Source organism: Hyphomicrobiales bacterium (assembly GCA_016125495.1).
Classification (GTDB): Bacteria; Pseudomonadota; Alphaproteobacteria; order Rhizobiales; family RI-29; genus RI-29.
This window is the reverse complement of sequence record WGLQ01000015.1, coordinates 70902-86479: the sequence shown is the minus strand read 5'-3', so window position 1 is coordinate 86479 and position 15578 is coordinate 70902. Positions and strand designations below refer to the sequence as shown.

Sequence of the window (15578 nt, the reverse complement as noted above, 5' to 3'; positions counted from 1 at the left end):
GCAGACGTTTCAGAAGCGCGCGAGCGCGAGACGCAGGGCGAGTGCGGTGACCGGCGTCATGCGAGGGAAATGCGTGCCCGCTTGCGATCGGGGGACTGTGAAAAGCCGTCCCTCACTCACCTGGAGGCGGGCCGTCGGCACATTTGAAAGAAGGAAAAGGCCGACCGCCAGTTCGCCCCGCTCGGGGTCGGCGAACCGTAGGTCGGTCAGTATCTCGAAGGCATCCGGATCAGCCGCATGGCCGGTCTCCTCGGCCACCTCGCGAGCGACGCAGGCCCGAAATCCCTCCCCTGGCTCGACGTGCCCGCCAAAGAGGCCGATGAGGCCCGGATGGTCGATCCCCGGCACGTCGTCGCGCTGCTGGAGGAGGAATGAGCCGCAGTCCCCGACGAGCACCGCCCCGGCGGTCGCCTTGACGAGGGGGCCACGCGTGAAAGCGTCCGGTTCGCCGCGATGCACGTCGATGGCGATCGCGCGCATCGGGTCGGAAGGGGGGCTGCTCACCACCGCGTTTCGCCTCCCTCGCCTAGCGGTAGACGAGCGATTTGACGAGTCCCATTCCGCGCGCCTTTTCCAGCATCGCCGCCCCGAGCGCGATGTCGCTGGTCGCCAGTCCGCGGTGCCAGAAGAGGATGGTCTCCCCGTCATTCTCGCGGCCCGGTTTGCGGCCCGCCGCGATCTCCCCGATTTCGGCGTGAAAGCTCTCGCGCGTGACCTTGCCGGCGTTGATGTGCGGGCGCAGCGCCCCGAAGGGACCAGCCGCCATCTGCCCGAGGTCGTCCATGACGAGCTTGTCGAAGACGTCGACGAAATCGAGCGGGAGCGCACTCATCGTGCCATAGGGCACGACGAGCGTGCCGGGCCGCACCCAAGCCGTCTCGAACAGCGGCGTCGGCGAGGCGAGCCGTGAGGCTTCCACCTGGATGTCCGCGCCCTCGAGGCAGCTCCGCCAGTCGTCGGTCGCGACCACCTTCTTGCCGAGGTCGCGCGAGAGGCGCTCGGCGAACGCGTTGCGGCTTTCCGGCCGGCGCGAGTGGACGCGGATTTCCGCGAAATCGAAGAGATGGTCGAGCAGCCGGACGTTCCAGTAGGCGGTGCCGCGCGCGCCGACATGACCGAGGATGCGGGGCGAGCGGGGACCGAGCCACTTGGCACCGAGGGCCGTGAGAGCGCCGGTGCGCATGTCCGTGATGCCGGCGGCATCGATAACCGCCCGCGGCGCCCCGGTTCGCGGACAAAAAAGATTGAGCAGGGCCATCTCGGAGGGCAGACCCCTCTGGTAATTGTCGACGAAGTCGCCGACGATCTTGACCCCTGCATAGCCGAGCGGGGCGACGTAACCGCGCAGCACATTGAAATGGCCATTGATGTCGCCGCCCGGCATCAGGTGCATGCGCGGTTCGATCACGGTCTCACCGCGACCGGCCGCAACGAGCCCCGCCTCGACGGCAGCGAGGATTTCGTCGTTGCTCAGTGCGAGCTGTTCGACTTCGGGGCCGCCGAGATATTCGATTTCGATCCGCGACAACCGCCCCTCCCGCTTTGCTGGCGGCGGCAGGCTACACCCACCGCATGCCGCCCGCCACACCTCTCATCGAACGCCTGGGGGACGCGACCGGCATCACTGGCCGGCGATCGCCGCGCCCGCAAATCCGTTGAGCGCACCGGCCATCCGCTTGAAGGTCTCTTCCTGCGCGGACATGGCGAAGCGGTTCTGGAGGTAGGAGGGATTATTGTAGGTCACCCAGACCTTGCCGTCCTTGTCCTGCCAGATCAGGGCGCGCAACGGCAACTCGAGGGCGATATGGGGGTTGGCCTGCATCAGGCCGGTGCCGAGCTTCGGGTTACCGAAGATCAGCAGCGTCGTCGGCGCCAGCTCGAGGCCAGCCGACTGGGCCCCGGCCGCATGATCGATCCGCGCCATCACCTTGGCACCTTTGCTCTCGATGGCGGCCTGCATTCGGTCGGCGGTCGTGGCGACGTCGTGGGCCGAGGGCCCGAGAGTGACGGTGCCATCGTCGGCTTGGGAGGGGGCAGCGCCGAAGGCGATCGGCAGTGCGAGGCACGCGGCAAGGGCGAGCGTGAGGCGGAGTCGGCGGAACATCGGCATATGGGACCTCTCGGGAGCAGGTTGGCGCAAGGGTTCGCAGCGGCGGGCAAGGAGCGACCGGGCCAGCGTTTCATCAGCCTGCTTAGCAAGGATGGCCCGAGCGCGGCATCTGACGGATTCGTGATCCGCTCTCTGAGCCGGGTGGTTCAGGTGCCCCCGGTCCCCGTCCCGCGCCGCCGCCCGAGCTGGGCGCGCACCAGCGCCCGGGCGCCGACCACCAGCGCCAGCCAGAGGGCCGCTGCCCCGACGAGCGTCACGATCGCCCGAGCCTCGCCGGCAATAGCCTGTTCGACGACCTTCCCGAGCAGCGCGATGAGGGCCGTTTTCGGAATGATGCCGACGGCGGTGCCCGCGATGAATGCGAGATAGGGGGTTCGCGAAAGCCCGAGCGCGGCATTGACCACGACGAAGGGCGCCGAGGGCACGATCCGCACCAGCATCGCGGCATAGAACCCCTGGTCGCCGATCCGCTCGCGCAGCCCCTCGAGCCGCCGTAGCGCGCGTCGTTCCAGCCAGCGGGTGCCGAGCCGGCGGGCCGCCTCGAAGTTGATCGAGGCACTGACGAGGGTGGCGATGTAGGAATAGAGGAACCCAGCGAGCGGCCCGAACGCCGCCACCGTCACGGCGATGAGGAGGAACTGCGGGGCCCCGACGAGGGCCGCCAGCACGAAGACGAGGACGACGGCCGGCAGCGCCAGCCAGCTCTCGCGCAATTGGCCGAAAAACTGCGCCAGCATCCCGTCCTGTTCGAAACCGATGATCCGGCCGACGACGATGAAGAGCGCTGAAACGGCGGCAATGGCGATGAGTGCCCAGGCCACGGCCTTCAGCGTTTCGAGGTCGAAGCGGCGGCGCTCGGGCGTGGTCGTCGGCATTCTGGTCAGGCCTCGCCGCGGGCGGCCGCGGCCGCGCTCGTTGCCGGTTCGACGACCTCGGGCACGCGCGTGCGCCGTCTGAGCCAGCTCACCCCGAAGAGATCGTAGAGGCCGACCAGGGCGCGAACGAGATTGGAATACTTCGACTTGCCGACCGTCCGCGGCCGGTCGTTCACCGGCTCGTAGGCGACTTCGTGGCCATAGGTGATGAAGAAGGCCGGCAGATAGCGGTGCAGGCTGGTGAAGAACGGTAGCCTCAGGAAGGCGTCGCGGTGGAAGACCTTGGTGCCGCAGCCGGTGTCGGGGCAGCGGTCACGCAACACCGCGTCACGGATCCAGTTGGCGGCCTTGGAGGCGAGGCGCTTGGAGCCCTCGGCCTTGCGGTTGACGCGTACCCCGCCGACGAGGGCCGGGCCCGTGCCGCCGGGCGAGCCGAGTTTGGCTATGAGACGCGGCAGATCGGCCGGATCGTTCTGGCCGTCGCCGTCGAGCGTGCCGATCACGGGATGGCTGGCGGCGAGAATGCCCGAACGGATCGCCGTGCTCTGGCCGCAACGCCTGGCATGGCGCAGGAGGCGCAGGCCCGGGTGGCGGCCGCTGGCGATGAGCCCCATGACTTCGTCCGGCGTCGAATCGTCGCTGCCATCGTCGACCACGATCAGCTCACCGAGGATCGAGGCGGGAATTGCCCCATAGGCCTCCTCGACGAGGCGGCCGATGTTGCCCGCCTCGTTCAGCGCCGGAATGACGACGGTCATGCGCATGGACGACGGGCCCTTCGACCGGCTGCCGGCGACGGCAAGATGGTGGCTGCTCGACGCGCCTGCCTTACCAGCCTTCCAAGGCCACTCTCAAGCACCTATAGGGATTGCCACCAGGCCATTGCGTCCGGCTGTGGCCGGGTTGGGGGATCGGGACATGGTCGGCTCGTCGGCGGCGGCAGGCGCCTTTTCGCCACGCCAGGCCCTCTGGTGGTTCCTTGCCGCCATGGCTGGCCTGCTCGCGTTTCGCGTGGTTGCCCTCGCATTCAATCGGACCGATCTCTTCTTCGACGAGGCCCAGTATTGGTTCTGGGGCGAGCGTCTGCAACTCGGCTACTTTTCCAAGCCGCCGCTGATCGGCTGGATCATCCGGGCTGTCACGGACGTCTGCGGCGAGACGGCGTTCTGCATCCGCCTCGCCTCGCCGATCATCCATGCCGGCACCGCGACGCTCGTTTTCCTGGCCGCCATGCGGCTCGCCGGGCCACTCGCCGGGCTCTGGTCGGGGCTGATCTTCGCCACCTTGCCCGGCATATCGGTATCCTCGGGCATCGCCTCGACGGATGTACCGTTGCTGTTCTTCTACGCGCTCGCGCTCTTTGCCTTCGTGCGATTCCTCGATCGTGAGGACTTGCCGAGCGCACTGCTCCTCGGCGTCGCCATCGGCGGCGGGCTCATGGCGAAGTATGCGATGGCCTATTTCGTCGGCTGCGCGGCGCTCTATCTCGCCCTCTCCCCCCGCCGCCGTCGCCTGCTGGCAAGCCCCAAGCTCGCGGCCGCGCTCGCCGTCGCGCTCGCCATCATCGCCCCGAACCTCTGGTGGAACTGGCAGAATTCCGGTGTGACGTTCTCCCACACGGCGGCCAACGCCAAGTGGGGCGGCGATCTCTTCAAGCCCGGCAAGGCGCTCGAGTTCCTCGCTGCCCAGTTCGGCGTGTTCGGGCCAGTCACGTTCGCCGCCTTCCTCGTCATCGTCTGGCGCTGGGCCCGCGGCACGCGACCGATCTCCGAAAGCGAGCGCATGCTTCTGCTGCTCGCGCTCCCGGTCATCGCTGCCGTCACACTCCAGGCGTTCCTCTCGCGCGCCCATGCCAACTGGGCGGCGGTCGCCTATGTTCCCGCCAGCATCCTGGTTGCCAGCGTCATGCTGCGTGATGGGGCGGTCCTGGCTCGCCGGGCGACGCTCGCCATCCACCTCGCGCTCGCCGGCCTGCTGGCTGTCGGCACCTCGACGGCGGGCCTGCTGGCATTGCCCCCGCGCTCCGACCCCTTCGCCCGCGTGCTCGGCTGGAGCGAGGCGATCCACCGCCTCGAGCAGCGCATCGATGCTCTTGCCGCTGAGGGACGGCCGGTCGCCACGATCCTCGCCGACGACCGGGCCGTGCTCGCCGAACTCGTCTACTATCTCCGCGACCGACCGATCCCGGTGCGCGCCTGGCGTGATGGCCCCGGGTTCCGCGACCACTACGAGATGGTCGCCGCACTCGCACCCGGCGACGGCGAGCCGATGCTCCTGGTCCACCATCGCAAGGAGCGCGCCGATATCCATGCCCGGTTCGCTGTCGTCGAGGATCTCGGCACCGTCGAGGCGCCCATCGGTGCGGGCGGCGGCATGCGAACGCTGTTCCTGTCGCGGCTTTCCGGCTGGCGCGGACCGCCGTAACGCTGAAGTGCCCGGCCCCGGCTTGCCATCATGGGCGGCCGGGAGCACAGAGACCCTAGGATCATCGAAGGACCCCTTGCGGGACGTCGCCGTTCTCGCGGCGGCATCCGATCGGGGCCGAGACAAGCTTGGGAGGCATCATGCTCCAGGGAAAATCCGCCATTGTGACCGGCTCGACGTCCGGCATCGGTCTTGCCATCGCTCACGCACTCGCCAAGGCCGGTGTGAACGTCATGATGAACGGGCTCGGAAGCGAGGCCGACAACCGGGCGGCGATCGATGCGGTTGCCGCGCATGGCACGCGCGTCGTCTTCGATCACGCCAACATGCTGCAGCCCAAGCAGATCGCCGAGATGGTCGAGGCGGCCGAAGCGGCCTTCGGCGCCGTCGACATCCTAGTCAACAACGCCGGCATCCAGCACGTCGCGCCAATCGACGAGTTCCCCGTCGAGAAGTGGGACGCCATCATCGCGATCAATCTGAGCGCGGCCTTCCACACCATCCGCGCCGCGCTGCCGGGCATGAAGCGCCGGCGCTGGGGCCGCATCGTCAACATCGCATCGGCGCACGCGCTGGTCGCCTCGCCCTACAAGTCCGCGTACGTCGCCGCCAAGCACGGCATCCTCGGCATGACCAAGACCGTTGCCCTCGAGGTTGCCAAGCAGGGCATCACCTGCAATGCCGTCTCACCCGGCTACGTCTGGACGCCGCTCGTTGCCAACCAGCTCGAGGACACCGCCAAGGCGCGCAAAATGCCGGTTTCCGAGGTCAAGGAGAAGGTGATGCTCGCCAATCAGCCGACCGGCGAGTTCGTCACGACAGAGCAGATCGCCGACACCGTCGCCTTTCTCGCGAGCACGGCCGCCGCCAGCATCACTGGCACCAACGTCAGCGTGGATGGCGGCTGGACGGCGCAGTAGATCGAGGGGAGCGCCGCCGGAAACGGCTTGCGGCGGCCAAGCCGCGCGGCGTGCGGTGCGCAGCCTATTGCCCGCTGCGCAACCCCTTGCTCGCGCGCTGCTGGGCCCGCGTCGCGCCGAGGCGCAGCCCGGGCAGGAGGCTCTGGAAGAGCGAATTGCCGCTCGCCGAGGTCGTCAGGCCATAGGCGCCACTCGGCCGGCTGCCGGGCACCGGCATCAATTCGGCATAATTGCGCACCTTGCGGCCCTTGAGGACGACGGGCGAGGCGATCCGCTCGGGGGGTGGTGCGAAGGCCTCGGCGACCACCTTGCGGTAGGGCGGGCACGACTGGTCAGGGTTGAGCCGCGTAACGCCGTCGACGAACTCCACGCCGACGAGGTAGCGCCTGCCGCAGACATGAACGTCCGGAACCGTGCGCGTCGCCTCGAAGAAGTCGTAGCCGGGCTTCAGCTCGGCCCAGAACGGGGCCCACCGGTGCTTGCGGTGCGCCTTGAGGTTCTCGTCCGTCATGCGGAACGGGAAGGCGTGGACGTGGAACTTCTCCTGTCCGCCGGCGAACGCTTCTCGAGCGAGCGCGTAGATCTCCTCCACGAGACTGTCGGTCATCGCGTAGCAGCCGGCCGAGCGGCAGTCGCCATGCACCATGAGATGCGCGCCGGTGCGCTTGTGGCTGGCGTCGTAGACATTCGGATAGCCGAGGTTGAAGGAGAGGTGGAACTGGCTGTTCGGGTTCATTTGCGGCCGCGAGACCGTATAGAAGCCCTCCGGGCTCTGCTTGTCTCCCTGCACGAGCTTGGGCCCGAGTTCGCCAGACCAGTTGCAGATCGGGTAGGTCTTGAAGTGGTAGAAGCGCCCGTCCGCGGACTGCTTCCAGACCTCGAGTTCCGATTCCGCCTTGAAGATGCGCACGAAGATCGGGTCCTTCGGCGCCATCCCGCGCTCGCCCATGAGGTGCATGGCGTCGGCGGAAAGCGGCTTGAGGTGGGGCGGGATGTTCTGCATGCAGCCGGCGGTGAGCACGGCGAATGCGGCGCAGAAGCTAACGCGAAACAGGTGCTTCAACGGCATTTGGGAGCTGATCCAACACATACGCGGAAAAGTGGAGCGCACAGGTGTCACCATCTGCTCTGTTTGGTGAATCATTCGTTAAGCATAGCCGGTGTCGATGGAAATAGTGTTCCGCCGATCGTCGCGATCGAATCGACTCCTGTGATGCCTGGGGACAACCTAGCCGGCGCATTGGGGAGAGAGTTGGGCGCTCGCGGCGCATTCTGATGGCGTCGGGCGGCAGGTTTCCATTGCGACTGCGAACCGTGGCCGGCACGCGCCATGGGCGCCGAAGCGCCCCGCCCCTCCGCTGGCACTCCGCCCCTTCGATGAAGGCGGCGCCCGACCGTCCCGTCTTTGGGCTGCCTCAGGCCGCCCTGCCGATACTCATGAACTTGCGATGGCGCTGCTCCCGGATCGCCTCGCCCTGCCAGCCGTCGAATTCGGCTATGGCAGCCACGATCCTCTCGCCGGCTCGTTTCACCGCTCCCTCGTGGTCACGGTGCGCGCCACCGACGGGTTCGGGCACGATCTCGTCGATGACGCCCATCGACTTGAGGTCCTGGGCCGTGATCTTCATGTTGGTTGCCGCGTCGATGGCGCGTGCCGAATCGCGCCAGAGGATCGAGGCGGCGGCCTCCGGCGAGGCGACGGTGTAGATGGAGTGCTCCAGCATCAGCACCCGGTTGGCCGAGGCGATCGCCACCGCTCCGCCCGAGCCGCCCTCGCCGATCACTGCCGCCACCAGCGGCACGCCGAGCGCCAGGCAGCAATCCGTCGAGCGGGCGATCGCTTCGGCCTGCCCCCGCTCTTCGGCGCCGATGCCGGGATAGGCGCCGGCCGTGTCGACGAGCGCCACCACCGGCAGCGAGAACTTTTCCGCCATCTCCATGAGGCGAACCGCCTTGCGGTACCCCTCAGGGCGCGCCATGCCGAAGTTGTGTCGAACGCGGGATTGCGTGTCCGAGCCCTTCTCGTGGCCGAGGATCATGACGTGGCGATCGCCGATCCGCCCGGGCCCGCCGACGATGGCATAGTCCTCGGCGAAATAGCGGTCGCCCGACAGGGGCGTGAAGTCGTCGACGAGCCGGCGCACGTAGTCGCGAAAGCGTGGCCGCTCCGGATGGCGGGCGACCTGCGTCTTTTGCCACGGGGTGAGCTTGGCATATGTGTCGCGCAAAGCATCGCGCGCCTTTTGCTCGAGCTTGGCGATCTCGTCGGCGATCGAGACCCCACCGTCGCCTTCCGCCAGAGAACGCAGTTCGTGCACCTTGCTTTCGAGTTCGGCGACGGGCTTCTCGAAGTCCAGGTAGGTCCGCATGCAACGCTCCTCGGCAGGGGCCGTGTCGGCCCAGACGCACCGCCACGGAATTCCGGATACCGGCCGGCCCGCCGGTGGTCGAGGACCGCGGTACGGGTTCGCTCGTTCGGCACCCTTACCGGCAAGCCTTCGCAACCGCTCGCCGTGCCGTCAAGTCCATGACAAGGCTCGACTCTGGAAAGCCGATCCGTCGTCACAGGAAACTGGGGAAGGAATTCGGCGCTTCGCGCGACTGCTGGCTGTGGGGCACGGCGCTCCCGAATTCTTACGGAAGCTATCGAATTGTTTACCACGTTGGGGCACCATGGCCCGAGCCACATAATTGACGAAAAGGGCTCCTAGGCCCATCGTCGATGGGCTCGTCAGTTCGGTTGTTCTTGTTCGCGGCGTGCTGCGTCGGTAGGGGGTCCACATGCAGATCGGGAAGCATCGCGCGGGTTTGGGGTGGCGCGTGGCGGCCGCGGCAACGATGGCTGCGGTGCTGCTTGGCGCGCCGCTCGCCTCCGAGGTCGCTCGCGCTGGCGAGTCCGTCAAGGTCGATGCGGTCTATCTCGTCGAACACCCGTTGGCTTCCGGCAGCTTCCGCTTCACCTCCCGGATCGTGGACGGCCGCTACTCGTTGACGGGCAGCGCCGACATCCAGGCACTCCTCGGGCTCTACCGCTGGCGCAGCGAAACATCGGCCTCCGGCCTCGTCGGTGCCGGTCGCCCGCGGCCCAAGAGCTACGACTTCCGTTTCGACAACAACGGCAAGCGCGGCAACGTGGCGATGCAGTTCCCGCTCCGTTCGGCAACCGAGGTCAAGGCATCGCCGCCGCTGAGCCAGGGTGGCGACCGTGTTCCGGTGTCGCGCACGCACTTGCGCAACGCGCTCGATCCGATGACCGCGCTCATCGCTCTGAGCGGCGTCGCCGGCAACCGGCCGAGTGGCAATCCCTGCTCCGGCACCATCCCGGTGTTCGATGGCAAGCAGCGTTTCGACCTCGTCCTGTCCGCCAAAGGGCGCAGTCAGATCGCGGCCGGTAACGGCCATGGGCTTTCGACCACCGCGTTCGTTTGCCAGGTGAGCTACAAGCCTGTCGCCGGCTACAAGATGAACACCGAGACGCAGTATATGATGGACAACACGGGTATTGAGGTCTGGCTCGTGCCCGCCCCGCGCGCCAAGCTCTTCGTGCCCTACAAGATCGTGTTGCCGACCGTCGCCGGCGAGGCGCACATCACCAATCGCCAGATCCACGTCGACACGGATGGTCATCGCCAGGTCGCGATGGTCTATTGACGCTGCACGCGGACAGGCGCGAAGTCGTCTTCGAGAACCCAAATCCGGTGACGTCCGGCGCCCGATCGAACCGGTCGGGCGCGAAAATTTCGCGTACGGAAATCCTATGCGCACTAGGCGCCGGGCACCGAGCCGTCTATGACGCTGGCCCAACAGGGCCGGCTCGTGGCGCGATCGCCATGTGCGCGTGCCAACAGCGTGGCGCCAAGGCGCGCTCGAACCGCCCCGCGCCGCGTCGGGAGACCATTCTGCGATGACATCAGGCACGAGCCAGACGGCGACGATCATCCCGGCCCGCGTGCGCAATGTCACGGCGGTCCTCGGGCCGACCAACACCGGCAAGACGCACCTCGCCATCGAACGCATGCTCGGCCACGAGACCGGCATGATCGGGCTTCCCCTGCGCCTGCTTGCCCGCGAGGTCTACGACCGTGTCGCGGCCCGCGTCGGTGCCGCCCAGGTCGCCCTCGTCACCGGCGAAGAGAAGATCAAGCCCGACAATCCGCGCTTCTGGGTCTGCACGGTCGAGGCGATGCCGCTCGATCTCAAGCTCGACTTCGTCGCCATCGACGAGGTGCAACTCGCCGCCGATCCAGAGCGTGGCCACATCTTCACCGAGCGGCTTCTCAACATGCGGGGAGCCCAGGAGACCTTGCTGCTCGGCTCCCAGACGATGCGTGAGCCCATCCAGCAGCTGCTCGGCGGCGCCAACTTCGTTTCGCGCCCCCGTCTCTCGACTCTGACCTACGCCGGTCAAAAGAAGATTTCCCGCTTGCCGCGCCGCTCCGCCGTGGTCGCCTTTTCGGCCAGCGACGTCTATGCGATCGCGGAACTCGTGCGCCGCCAGCGGGGCGGAGCCGCTGTCGTCCTCGGCGCCCTCTCGCCGCGCACGCGCAATGCCCAGGTGGCGCTCTATCAGTCGGGCGACGTCGATTTCCTCGTCGCCACCGACGCGGTCGGCATGGGCCTCAATCTCGACGTCGACCATGTTGCCTTCGCTGGTGTGCGCAAGTTCGACGGCCAAAGCCATCGCGACCTTTCGCCGGGAGAGCTCGGCCAGATCGCAGGCCGTGCCGGGCGCCACTTGAAGGATGGTACGTTCGGCGTGACCGGTGACGTGGAGCCGTTCTCGAGCGATCTCATCGAGCGCCTCGAGGGTCACAACTTCGAAGGCGTCAAGACGCTGCAATGGCGCAATTCGGCGCTCGAGTTCGGCTCGCTCGATGCCCTGCGCGACAGCCTCCGCATGGTGCCCGGACTGTCGATGTTGGTCCGTGCGCGTATGGCTGACGACGTCGCCGCCCTCGAGACATTGGCCGGGCGGCCGCGCATCGCCGACCTCGCGAGCACGCGCGACGACGTCGTGCGCCTCTGGGACGTTTGCCAGGTGCCCGACTACCGCAAGATCTCGAGCGCCGCGCACGCCGACTTGGTCGAAACCCTCTACGCTTTCGTGCAAGGCCCTGGCGGACGAATCCCCGAGGATTGGTTCGCCGCTCAGGTAGCCGGCGACGATCGCACCGACGGCGATCTCGACACGCTCTCCAATCGCCTCGCCAACGTGCGCACCTGGACGTTCGTCTCCCACCGCAGCGACTGGCTCGCTGACCACGACCATTGGCAGGAGCGCACCCGGGAGATCGAGGATCGACTGTCGGATGCGCTGCACGAGCAACTGATGCAGCGCTTCGTCGACAAGCGCACGAGCGCCCTCATGCGCCGGCTGCGCGACGACGAGGAATTGTTCGCCGAAATCGGTGCGGACGGCGCGATCGAGGTCGAAAAGCACTACGTCGGCCGGCTGAGCGGCCTGCGCTATGTCGCGGATGCGGCCGGCGAGGGCATCCACGGCAAGGCGGCGCGCAATGCTGCCGCCAAGGTGCTCGCCGGCGAGCTTGCGATGCGGACCCGACGCATCGCCGCCGCCAAATCGGACGCCTTCACGCTCGCGCCCGATGGCACTGTCCTCTGGATGGAGAGTTCCATCGCCCGCCTCGGACCGGGTGACGATCCGCTGAAACCGACCCTGACGCTGCTTGCCGACGAGCATCTCTCGGGTCCGGATCGCGAGAAAGTCCAGGCTCGCCTCGAGGCTTGGCTTGCCGAGCTGGTCAACGAGCGCCTTCGCCCCCTGGTTCAGTTGTCGAATGCCGAGGACGTAAGCGGCCTCGCTCGTGGCATGGCGTTCCGGTTGCGCGAGGCCTTCGGTGTTCTCAAGCGCGAGACCGTCGCCGACGATGCGCGCGCTCTCGACCAGGAAGCCCGGGCCCAGCTTCGCCGCTATGGTGTTCGTTTCGGCGCCTTCAACATTTTCATGCCGATGCTCCTGAAGCCGGCCGCGACCGAACTGGTGCGGGTGCTTTGGGGCCTGCGGCGACCTGGCGGCCTCGAAGGCCTGCCCGAGAGCCCGAGGCCGGGCCTGACATCGCTCGCGGCAAGTCCGTCGCATCCCGAAGAGTTCTACCGCATCGCCGGCTTCCACCTATGTGGACCACGCGCGGTGCGCATCGACATGCTCGAGCGTCTCTCCGACATGATCCGTCCGCTCGTTGCCTGGCGGCGTCCGGACGAGGGGCACGACGGCGCCAAGCCCGCGCCGCGCGGTGCCACCGGCGATGGCGGGTTCGTGGTTCTGCCCGAGATGATGTCGATCCTCGGCTGTTCGTCGGATGAGCTTGGCGCGGTTCTCAACGCGCTCGGCTTCCGGATGGAAAAGCGCCCGCTCGCCAGCATGCCGGGGCTCACTCTGCAGCGTACCGGTGCCGGTTCGTCGAGGCGCAAGGGCGAACCCGACGCGCGCGGCACACCCCGAGGCGCGGAGGGCGAACCGGTCGAGGCGGCGAACCCTTCCGACGAGGCGGCGGCGACGAACCAGCCGGTCAGCGCCGCGATTGCGGCCGCGCTTGCCGCGCAGATCGCGGTCGGCGCGCCGAGCGAGCCCGAACCGCCGATCGAAGCGGGCATTGCGCCTGTCGACGAGGGGCAGGCGACGAGCGATGCCGCGCCGGAAACACCTCAGGATGGTTCGCCCGGCGCGTTGCCGGCCGATGCCGACAGCCCCGCCGCGGCCGAGCCGGCTGGCGAGCCGCAGATGATCGACGTCTGGCGCCCGCGTCGCCGTCACGCCGAAGCTCACGGCGGCAGACCGCGCCAGCGTGGCCAGCGGCCCGCCCGCCAGGGCGCATCCGAGGCGGCGCCGGTCGCCGCCGAGGCAAATGCCGACCCCAACGCGGCAAATCGTCCGGAGGCGGCGCAAGCCCGCAAGGACCATCGCTCACGTCACCCGCGCCGCGAGGGCGCTGGCGAGGGGCGCAACCGCGGCCAAGGTCGCGGACAGGATCGCGGCCCGCGGGCTGATCGTGATGCGGCGCCGGGCGCGGCCGCCGGTGAGCGCGGTGGTCGTCCCCCGCGTGACGGACGCCCGGACCGCGGCGAACACCGGCCCCGCCGTGACGATCGCAACAGCCGTCCGCAGGTGGCGCACGCCTCGCCCGCGCCGGGCCGGCGCCGCGAAGTCGACCCGGATTCCCCGTTTGCCGCGCTTGCCAAGCTCAAGGCCGAGCTCGATGCCAAGCAGAAGGGAGGCCGCACCTGATCCAGACGGCGCCCGACCCTGTCGAAACGGCGAGTTCCGGTGCATCGCACTCGGCAGCTACGCAGCGCCTCGATCGCTGGCTGTGGTTCGCCCGGGTCGTCAAGAGCCGCAGCCTCGCCGCTGCTCTGGTCGCTGCCGGGAAGGTGCGCGTCAACACCGCAAGGACCGAAAAGCCCGCCCAGACCATTCGCGCCGGTGACGTATTGACGATCGTCGTCGCCCGCCGTGTTCGCATCCTCAAGGTGCGCGCCACCGGCACCCGCAGGGGGCCCGCGTCCGAGGCCGCCGGTCTCTATGAAGACATCACTCCCGAGGAGACGCCACCGCCCCCCGGTGGCCAGGCCGCAGCGCCGCATCCAGCGGCCGGGCGCGGCCGTCCGACCAAGAAGGAGCGCCGTGCCATCGAGCGCTTTTCGGGCGATGGCGAAATGGACTGACCTATCGCGGCACTCTGGGACGGGCCGCCACCGCGCTCTGGATGATTGCCCCCTCGCGATTGCCGTCGGTTGCCACCATCGAGCGCATCAACTAGGAAGCGGGCGAGAGCGGGGATGAGCCTACGCGCGCCCCGAACGAGCGAGCCGGAGTTGAGCCGTGACCTTCATCGTCAATGAAAGCTGCATAAAGTGTAAGTACACCGATTGCGTCGAGGTCTGCCCGGTCGACTGTTTCTATGAAGGCGAGAACATGCTCGTCATCCACCCGGACGAATGCATCGACTGCGGTGTCTGCGAGCCCGAGTGCCCGGCCAACGCGATCCAGCCGGACACCGCGCCGGGAATCGAAAAGTGGCTCGAACTCAATCGCATCTATGCCGAGAAGTGGCCGAACATCACCTCCAAGAAGGATCCGCTGCCCGAGGCGGCGGAATTCGAGGGGGCGGCGAACAAGTACGAGAAGTACTTCAGCGAAGCGCCCGGCGAAGGTGATTGATAAGTCGAAGTTTTTCGCTTCGGGCTGCCGGGGTTGCGTTTGCCCCACCGGCCCCGCGCTCCGAGACACGACCCCCGGGCGCTCGCCTTCCGGGGGTCTTGTGTTGCACCATGGTCGCACCCACTTCATTTCTCGTGCGGGATGTGCTATGGATGAGCCAGGAGTGGCGTGAACGAAATCTCCGGCGGTTCCGGTTTTCAACGGGCCGCCAAACCGATGCCGGCTGAATAAAGGGCACCACGAGAGGTGACCGTCTGAACAGCAACTGCCGGCAAGGTATGGCCATCCGACAATCTAGAGGCGTTCTCGGGCATTGCTCGGGTGCGGCTTCACGACATGAAAACCCCGGGTCGCGCCCGGGTCGAAGCAGCGGAGCGGGCGCCCCGCTGCAGGGCTGATACGTCCCCGGCGATCGCTACGCCCAGAACGTGAGAGCGAGTATGGCTGCGAAAAAGAAGACCGTTGAGAAGAATGGTTTCGCGATTGGTGAGCACATCGTCTATCCTTCGCACGGTGTAGGCAAGATCGTCGCCATCGAGGAACAGACGGTTGCTGGCCACAAGCTCGAGCTCTTCGTCATCGATTTCCAGCAGGAGAAGATGACGCTGCGTGTTCCGACCTCTAAGGTCGAGTCCGTCGGCATGCGCAAGCTCTCGCTCGATCCTGTCATGAAGAAGGCGCTCTCGACGCTGAAGGGCCGCGCGCGCGTCAAGCGCACCATGTGGAGCCGGCGGGCCCAGGAGTACGAGGCCAAGATCAACTCCGGCGATCTTGTTGCGATCGCCGAGGTGGTGCGTGACCTCTACAGGGCCGAGAGCCAGCCGGAGCAGTCCTACTCCGAGCGTCAGCTCTACGAGCAGGCTCTCGACCGCATGGCTCGCGAGGTTGCGGCCGTGGAAAACCTGGACGAACTCGGCGCAGTCCAGAAGATCACCGGCATCCTGGCCAAGAGCGCCAGCGCTGCCCGTAAAGCGCGCGAAGGCGAGGTCGACGACGCGACGAAGGCTGCGTGACGCGTCTTTCCGCTGTTGCCGGCCTGCCGCAAGTGGCTGGCGCCGCCTTACGAATGA

14 protein-coding genes are annotated in these 15578 nt (G+C 67.5%); 7 read left to right on the top strand and 7 right to left on the bottom strand.

The window, feature by feature from the left end; all coding sequences use genetic code 11:
* Nucleotides 1–9: 9 nt before the first annotated feature.
* The 5 genes from GC150_12715 to GC150_12695 form a co-directional block, all read right to left on the bottom strand.
* Nucleotides 10–480, bottom strand: a complete 471-nt coding sequence (locus tag GC150_12715) for an NUDIX domain-containing protein (GenBank protein ID MBI1385764.1) — start codon at nt 478–480, stop codon at nt 10–12.
* 46 nt (nt 481–526) lie between these two features.
* The gene (locus GC150_12710) at nt 527–1528 is read right to left on the bottom strand and encodes an ornithine cyclodeaminase family protein (GenBank protein ID MBI1385763.1); all 1002 of its coding nucleotides are present in this window, start codon (nt 1526–1528) and stop codon (nt 527–529) included.
* A 93-nt stretch (nt 1529–1621) separates the two neighbouring features.
* Entirely contained in the window at nt 1622–2110 is a 489-nt protein-coding gene (locus tag GC150_12705; protein MBI1385762.1) for a DUF302 domain-containing protein, read from the bottom strand.
* A gap of 146 nt (nt 2111–2256) precedes the next feature.
* Nucleotides 2257–2985 (bottom strand): TVP38/TMEM64 family protein, encoded by a 729-nt coding sequence (locus GC150_12700; protein MBI1385761.1) that lies wholly within the window; start codon nt 2983–2985, stop codon nt 2257–2259.
* A 5-nt stretch (nt 2986–2990) separates the two neighbouring features.
* Nucleotides 2991–3749, bottom strand: a complete 759-nt coding sequence (locus GC150_12695) for a glycosyltransferase (GenBank protein ID MBI1385760.1) — start codon at nt 3747–3749, stop codon at nt 2991–2993.
* Here GC150_12695 and GC150_12690 point away from each other — a divergent pair.
* Nucleotides 3703–5409, top strand: coding sequence for a phospholipid carrier-dependent glycosyltransferase (locus tag GC150_12690; protein ID MBI1385759.1), 1707 nt, complete (start codon nt 3703–3705; stop codon nt 5407–5409). The genes GC150_12695 and GC150_12690 overlap by 47 nt on opposite strands.
* 140 nt (nt 5410–5549) lie before the next feature.
* Complete coding sequence (locus tag GC150_12685) at nt 5550–6329, top strand: 3-hydroxybutyrate dehydrogenase (GenBank protein MBI1385758.1); 780 nt, start codon at nt 5550–5552, stop codon at nt 6327–6329.
* A 64-nt stretch (nt 6330–6393) separates the two neighbouring features.
* On the opposite strand, the gene GC150_12680 is transcribed toward GC150_12685, so the two are convergent.
* Both GC150_12680 and GC150_12675 read right to left on the bottom strand, forming a co-directional pair.
* Nucleotides 6394–7398: a hypothetical protein gene (locus tag GC150_12680; protein MBI1385757.1), complete on the bottom strand. Its 1005-nt coding sequence runs from the start codon at nt 7396–7398 to the stop codon at nt 6394–6396.
* A 346-nt stretch (nt 7399–7744) separates the two neighbouring features.
* Nucleotides 7745–8698: an acetyl-CoA carboxylase carboxyltransferase subunit alpha gene (locus tag GC150_12675; GenBank protein ID MBI1385756.1), complete on the bottom strand. Its 954-nt coding sequence runs from the start codon at nt 8696–8698 to the stop codon at nt 7745–7747.
* Between the two features lie 412 nt (nt 8699–9110).
* Here GC150_12675 and GC150_12670 point away from each other — a divergent pair, with 412 nt between their 5' ends.
* The 5 genes from GC150_12670 (at nt 9111) to GC150_12650 (ending at nt 15521) form a co-directional block, all read left to right on the top strand.
* Complete coding sequence (locus GC150_12670) at nt 9111–9980, top strand: DUF3108 domain-containing protein (GenBank protein MBI1385755.1); 870 nt, start codon at nt 9111–9113, stop codon at nt 9978–9980.
* Nucleotides 9981–10233: 253 nt separating this feature from the next.
* The gene (locus tag GC150_12665; GenBank protein MBI1385754.1) at nt 10234–13575 is read left to right on the top strand and encodes a helicase; all 3342 of its coding nucleotides are present in this window, start codon (nt 10234–10236) and stop codon (nt 13573–13575) included.
* Entirely contained in the window at nt 13575–14012 is a 438-nt protein-coding gene (locus tag GC150_12660) for an RNA-binding S4 domain-containing protein (GenBank protein ID MBI1385753.1), read from the top strand. The genes GC150_12665 and GC150_12660 overlap by 1 nt, the downstream gene beginning before the upstream one ends.
* Before the next feature lie 157 nt (nt 14013–14169).
* On the top strand, nt 14170–14508 hold the full coding sequence (locus GC150_12655) for a DUF3470 domain-containing protein (GenBank protein ID MBI1385752.1): 339 nt from the start codon (nt 14170–14172) through the stop codon (nt 14506–14508).
* A 440-nt stretch (nt 14509–14948) separates the two neighbouring features.
* The gene (locus GC150_12650) at nt 14949–15521 is read left to right on the top strand and encodes a CarD family transcriptional regulator (GenBank protein ID MBI1385751.1); all 573 of its coding nucleotides are present in this window, start codon (nt 14949–14951) and stop codon (nt 15519–15521) included.
* Nucleotides 15522–15578 lie beyond the last annotated feature (57 nt).

Bases quoted from the DNA above. Each gene is read 5' to 3' on its own strand.
- GC150_12680 (MBI1385757.1), bottom strand. From the start codon at position 7,398: ATGCCGTTGAAGCACCTGTTTCGCGTTAGCTTCTGCGCCGCATTCGCC.
- GC150_12650 (MBI1385751.1), top strand. From the start codon at position 14,949: ATGGCTGCGAAAAAGAAGACCGTTGAGAAGAATGGTTTCGCGATTGGT.
- GC150_12665 (MBI1385754.1), top strand. From the start codon at position 10,234: ATGACATCAGGCACGAGCCAGACGGCGACGATCATCCCGGCCCGCGTG.
- GC150_12705 (MBI1385762.1), bottom strand. From the start codon at position 2,110: ATGCCGATGTTCCGCCGACTCCGCCTCACGCTCGCCCTTGCCGCGTGC.
- GC150_12715 (MBI1385764.1), bottom strand. From the start codon at position 480: ATGCGCGCGATCGCCATCGACGTGCATCGCGGCGAACCGGACGCTTTC.
- GC150_12695 (MBI1385760.1), bottom strand. From the start codon at position 3,749: ATGCGCATGACCGTCGTCATTCCGGCGCTGAACGAGGCGGGCAACATC.
- GC150_12690 (MBI1385759.1), top strand. From the start codon at position 3,703: ATGTTGCCCGCCTCGTTCAGCGCCGGAATGACGACGGTCATGCGCATG.
- GC150_12700 (MBI1385761.1), bottom strand. From the start codon at position 2,985: ATGCCGACGACCACGCCCGAGCGCCGCCGCTTCGACCTCGAAACGCTG.
- GC150_12670 (MBI1385755.1), top strand. From the start codon at position 9,111: ATGCAGATCGGGAAGCATCGCGCGGGTTTGGGGTGGCGCGTGGCGGCC.
- GC150_12675 (MBI1385756.1), bottom strand. From the start codon at position 8,698: ATGCGGACCTACCTGGACTTCGAGAAGCCCGTCGCCGAACTCGAAAGC.
- GC150_12685 (MBI1385758.1), top strand. From the start codon at position 5,550: ATGCTCCAGGGAAAATCCGCCATTGTGACCGGCTCGACGTCCGGCATC.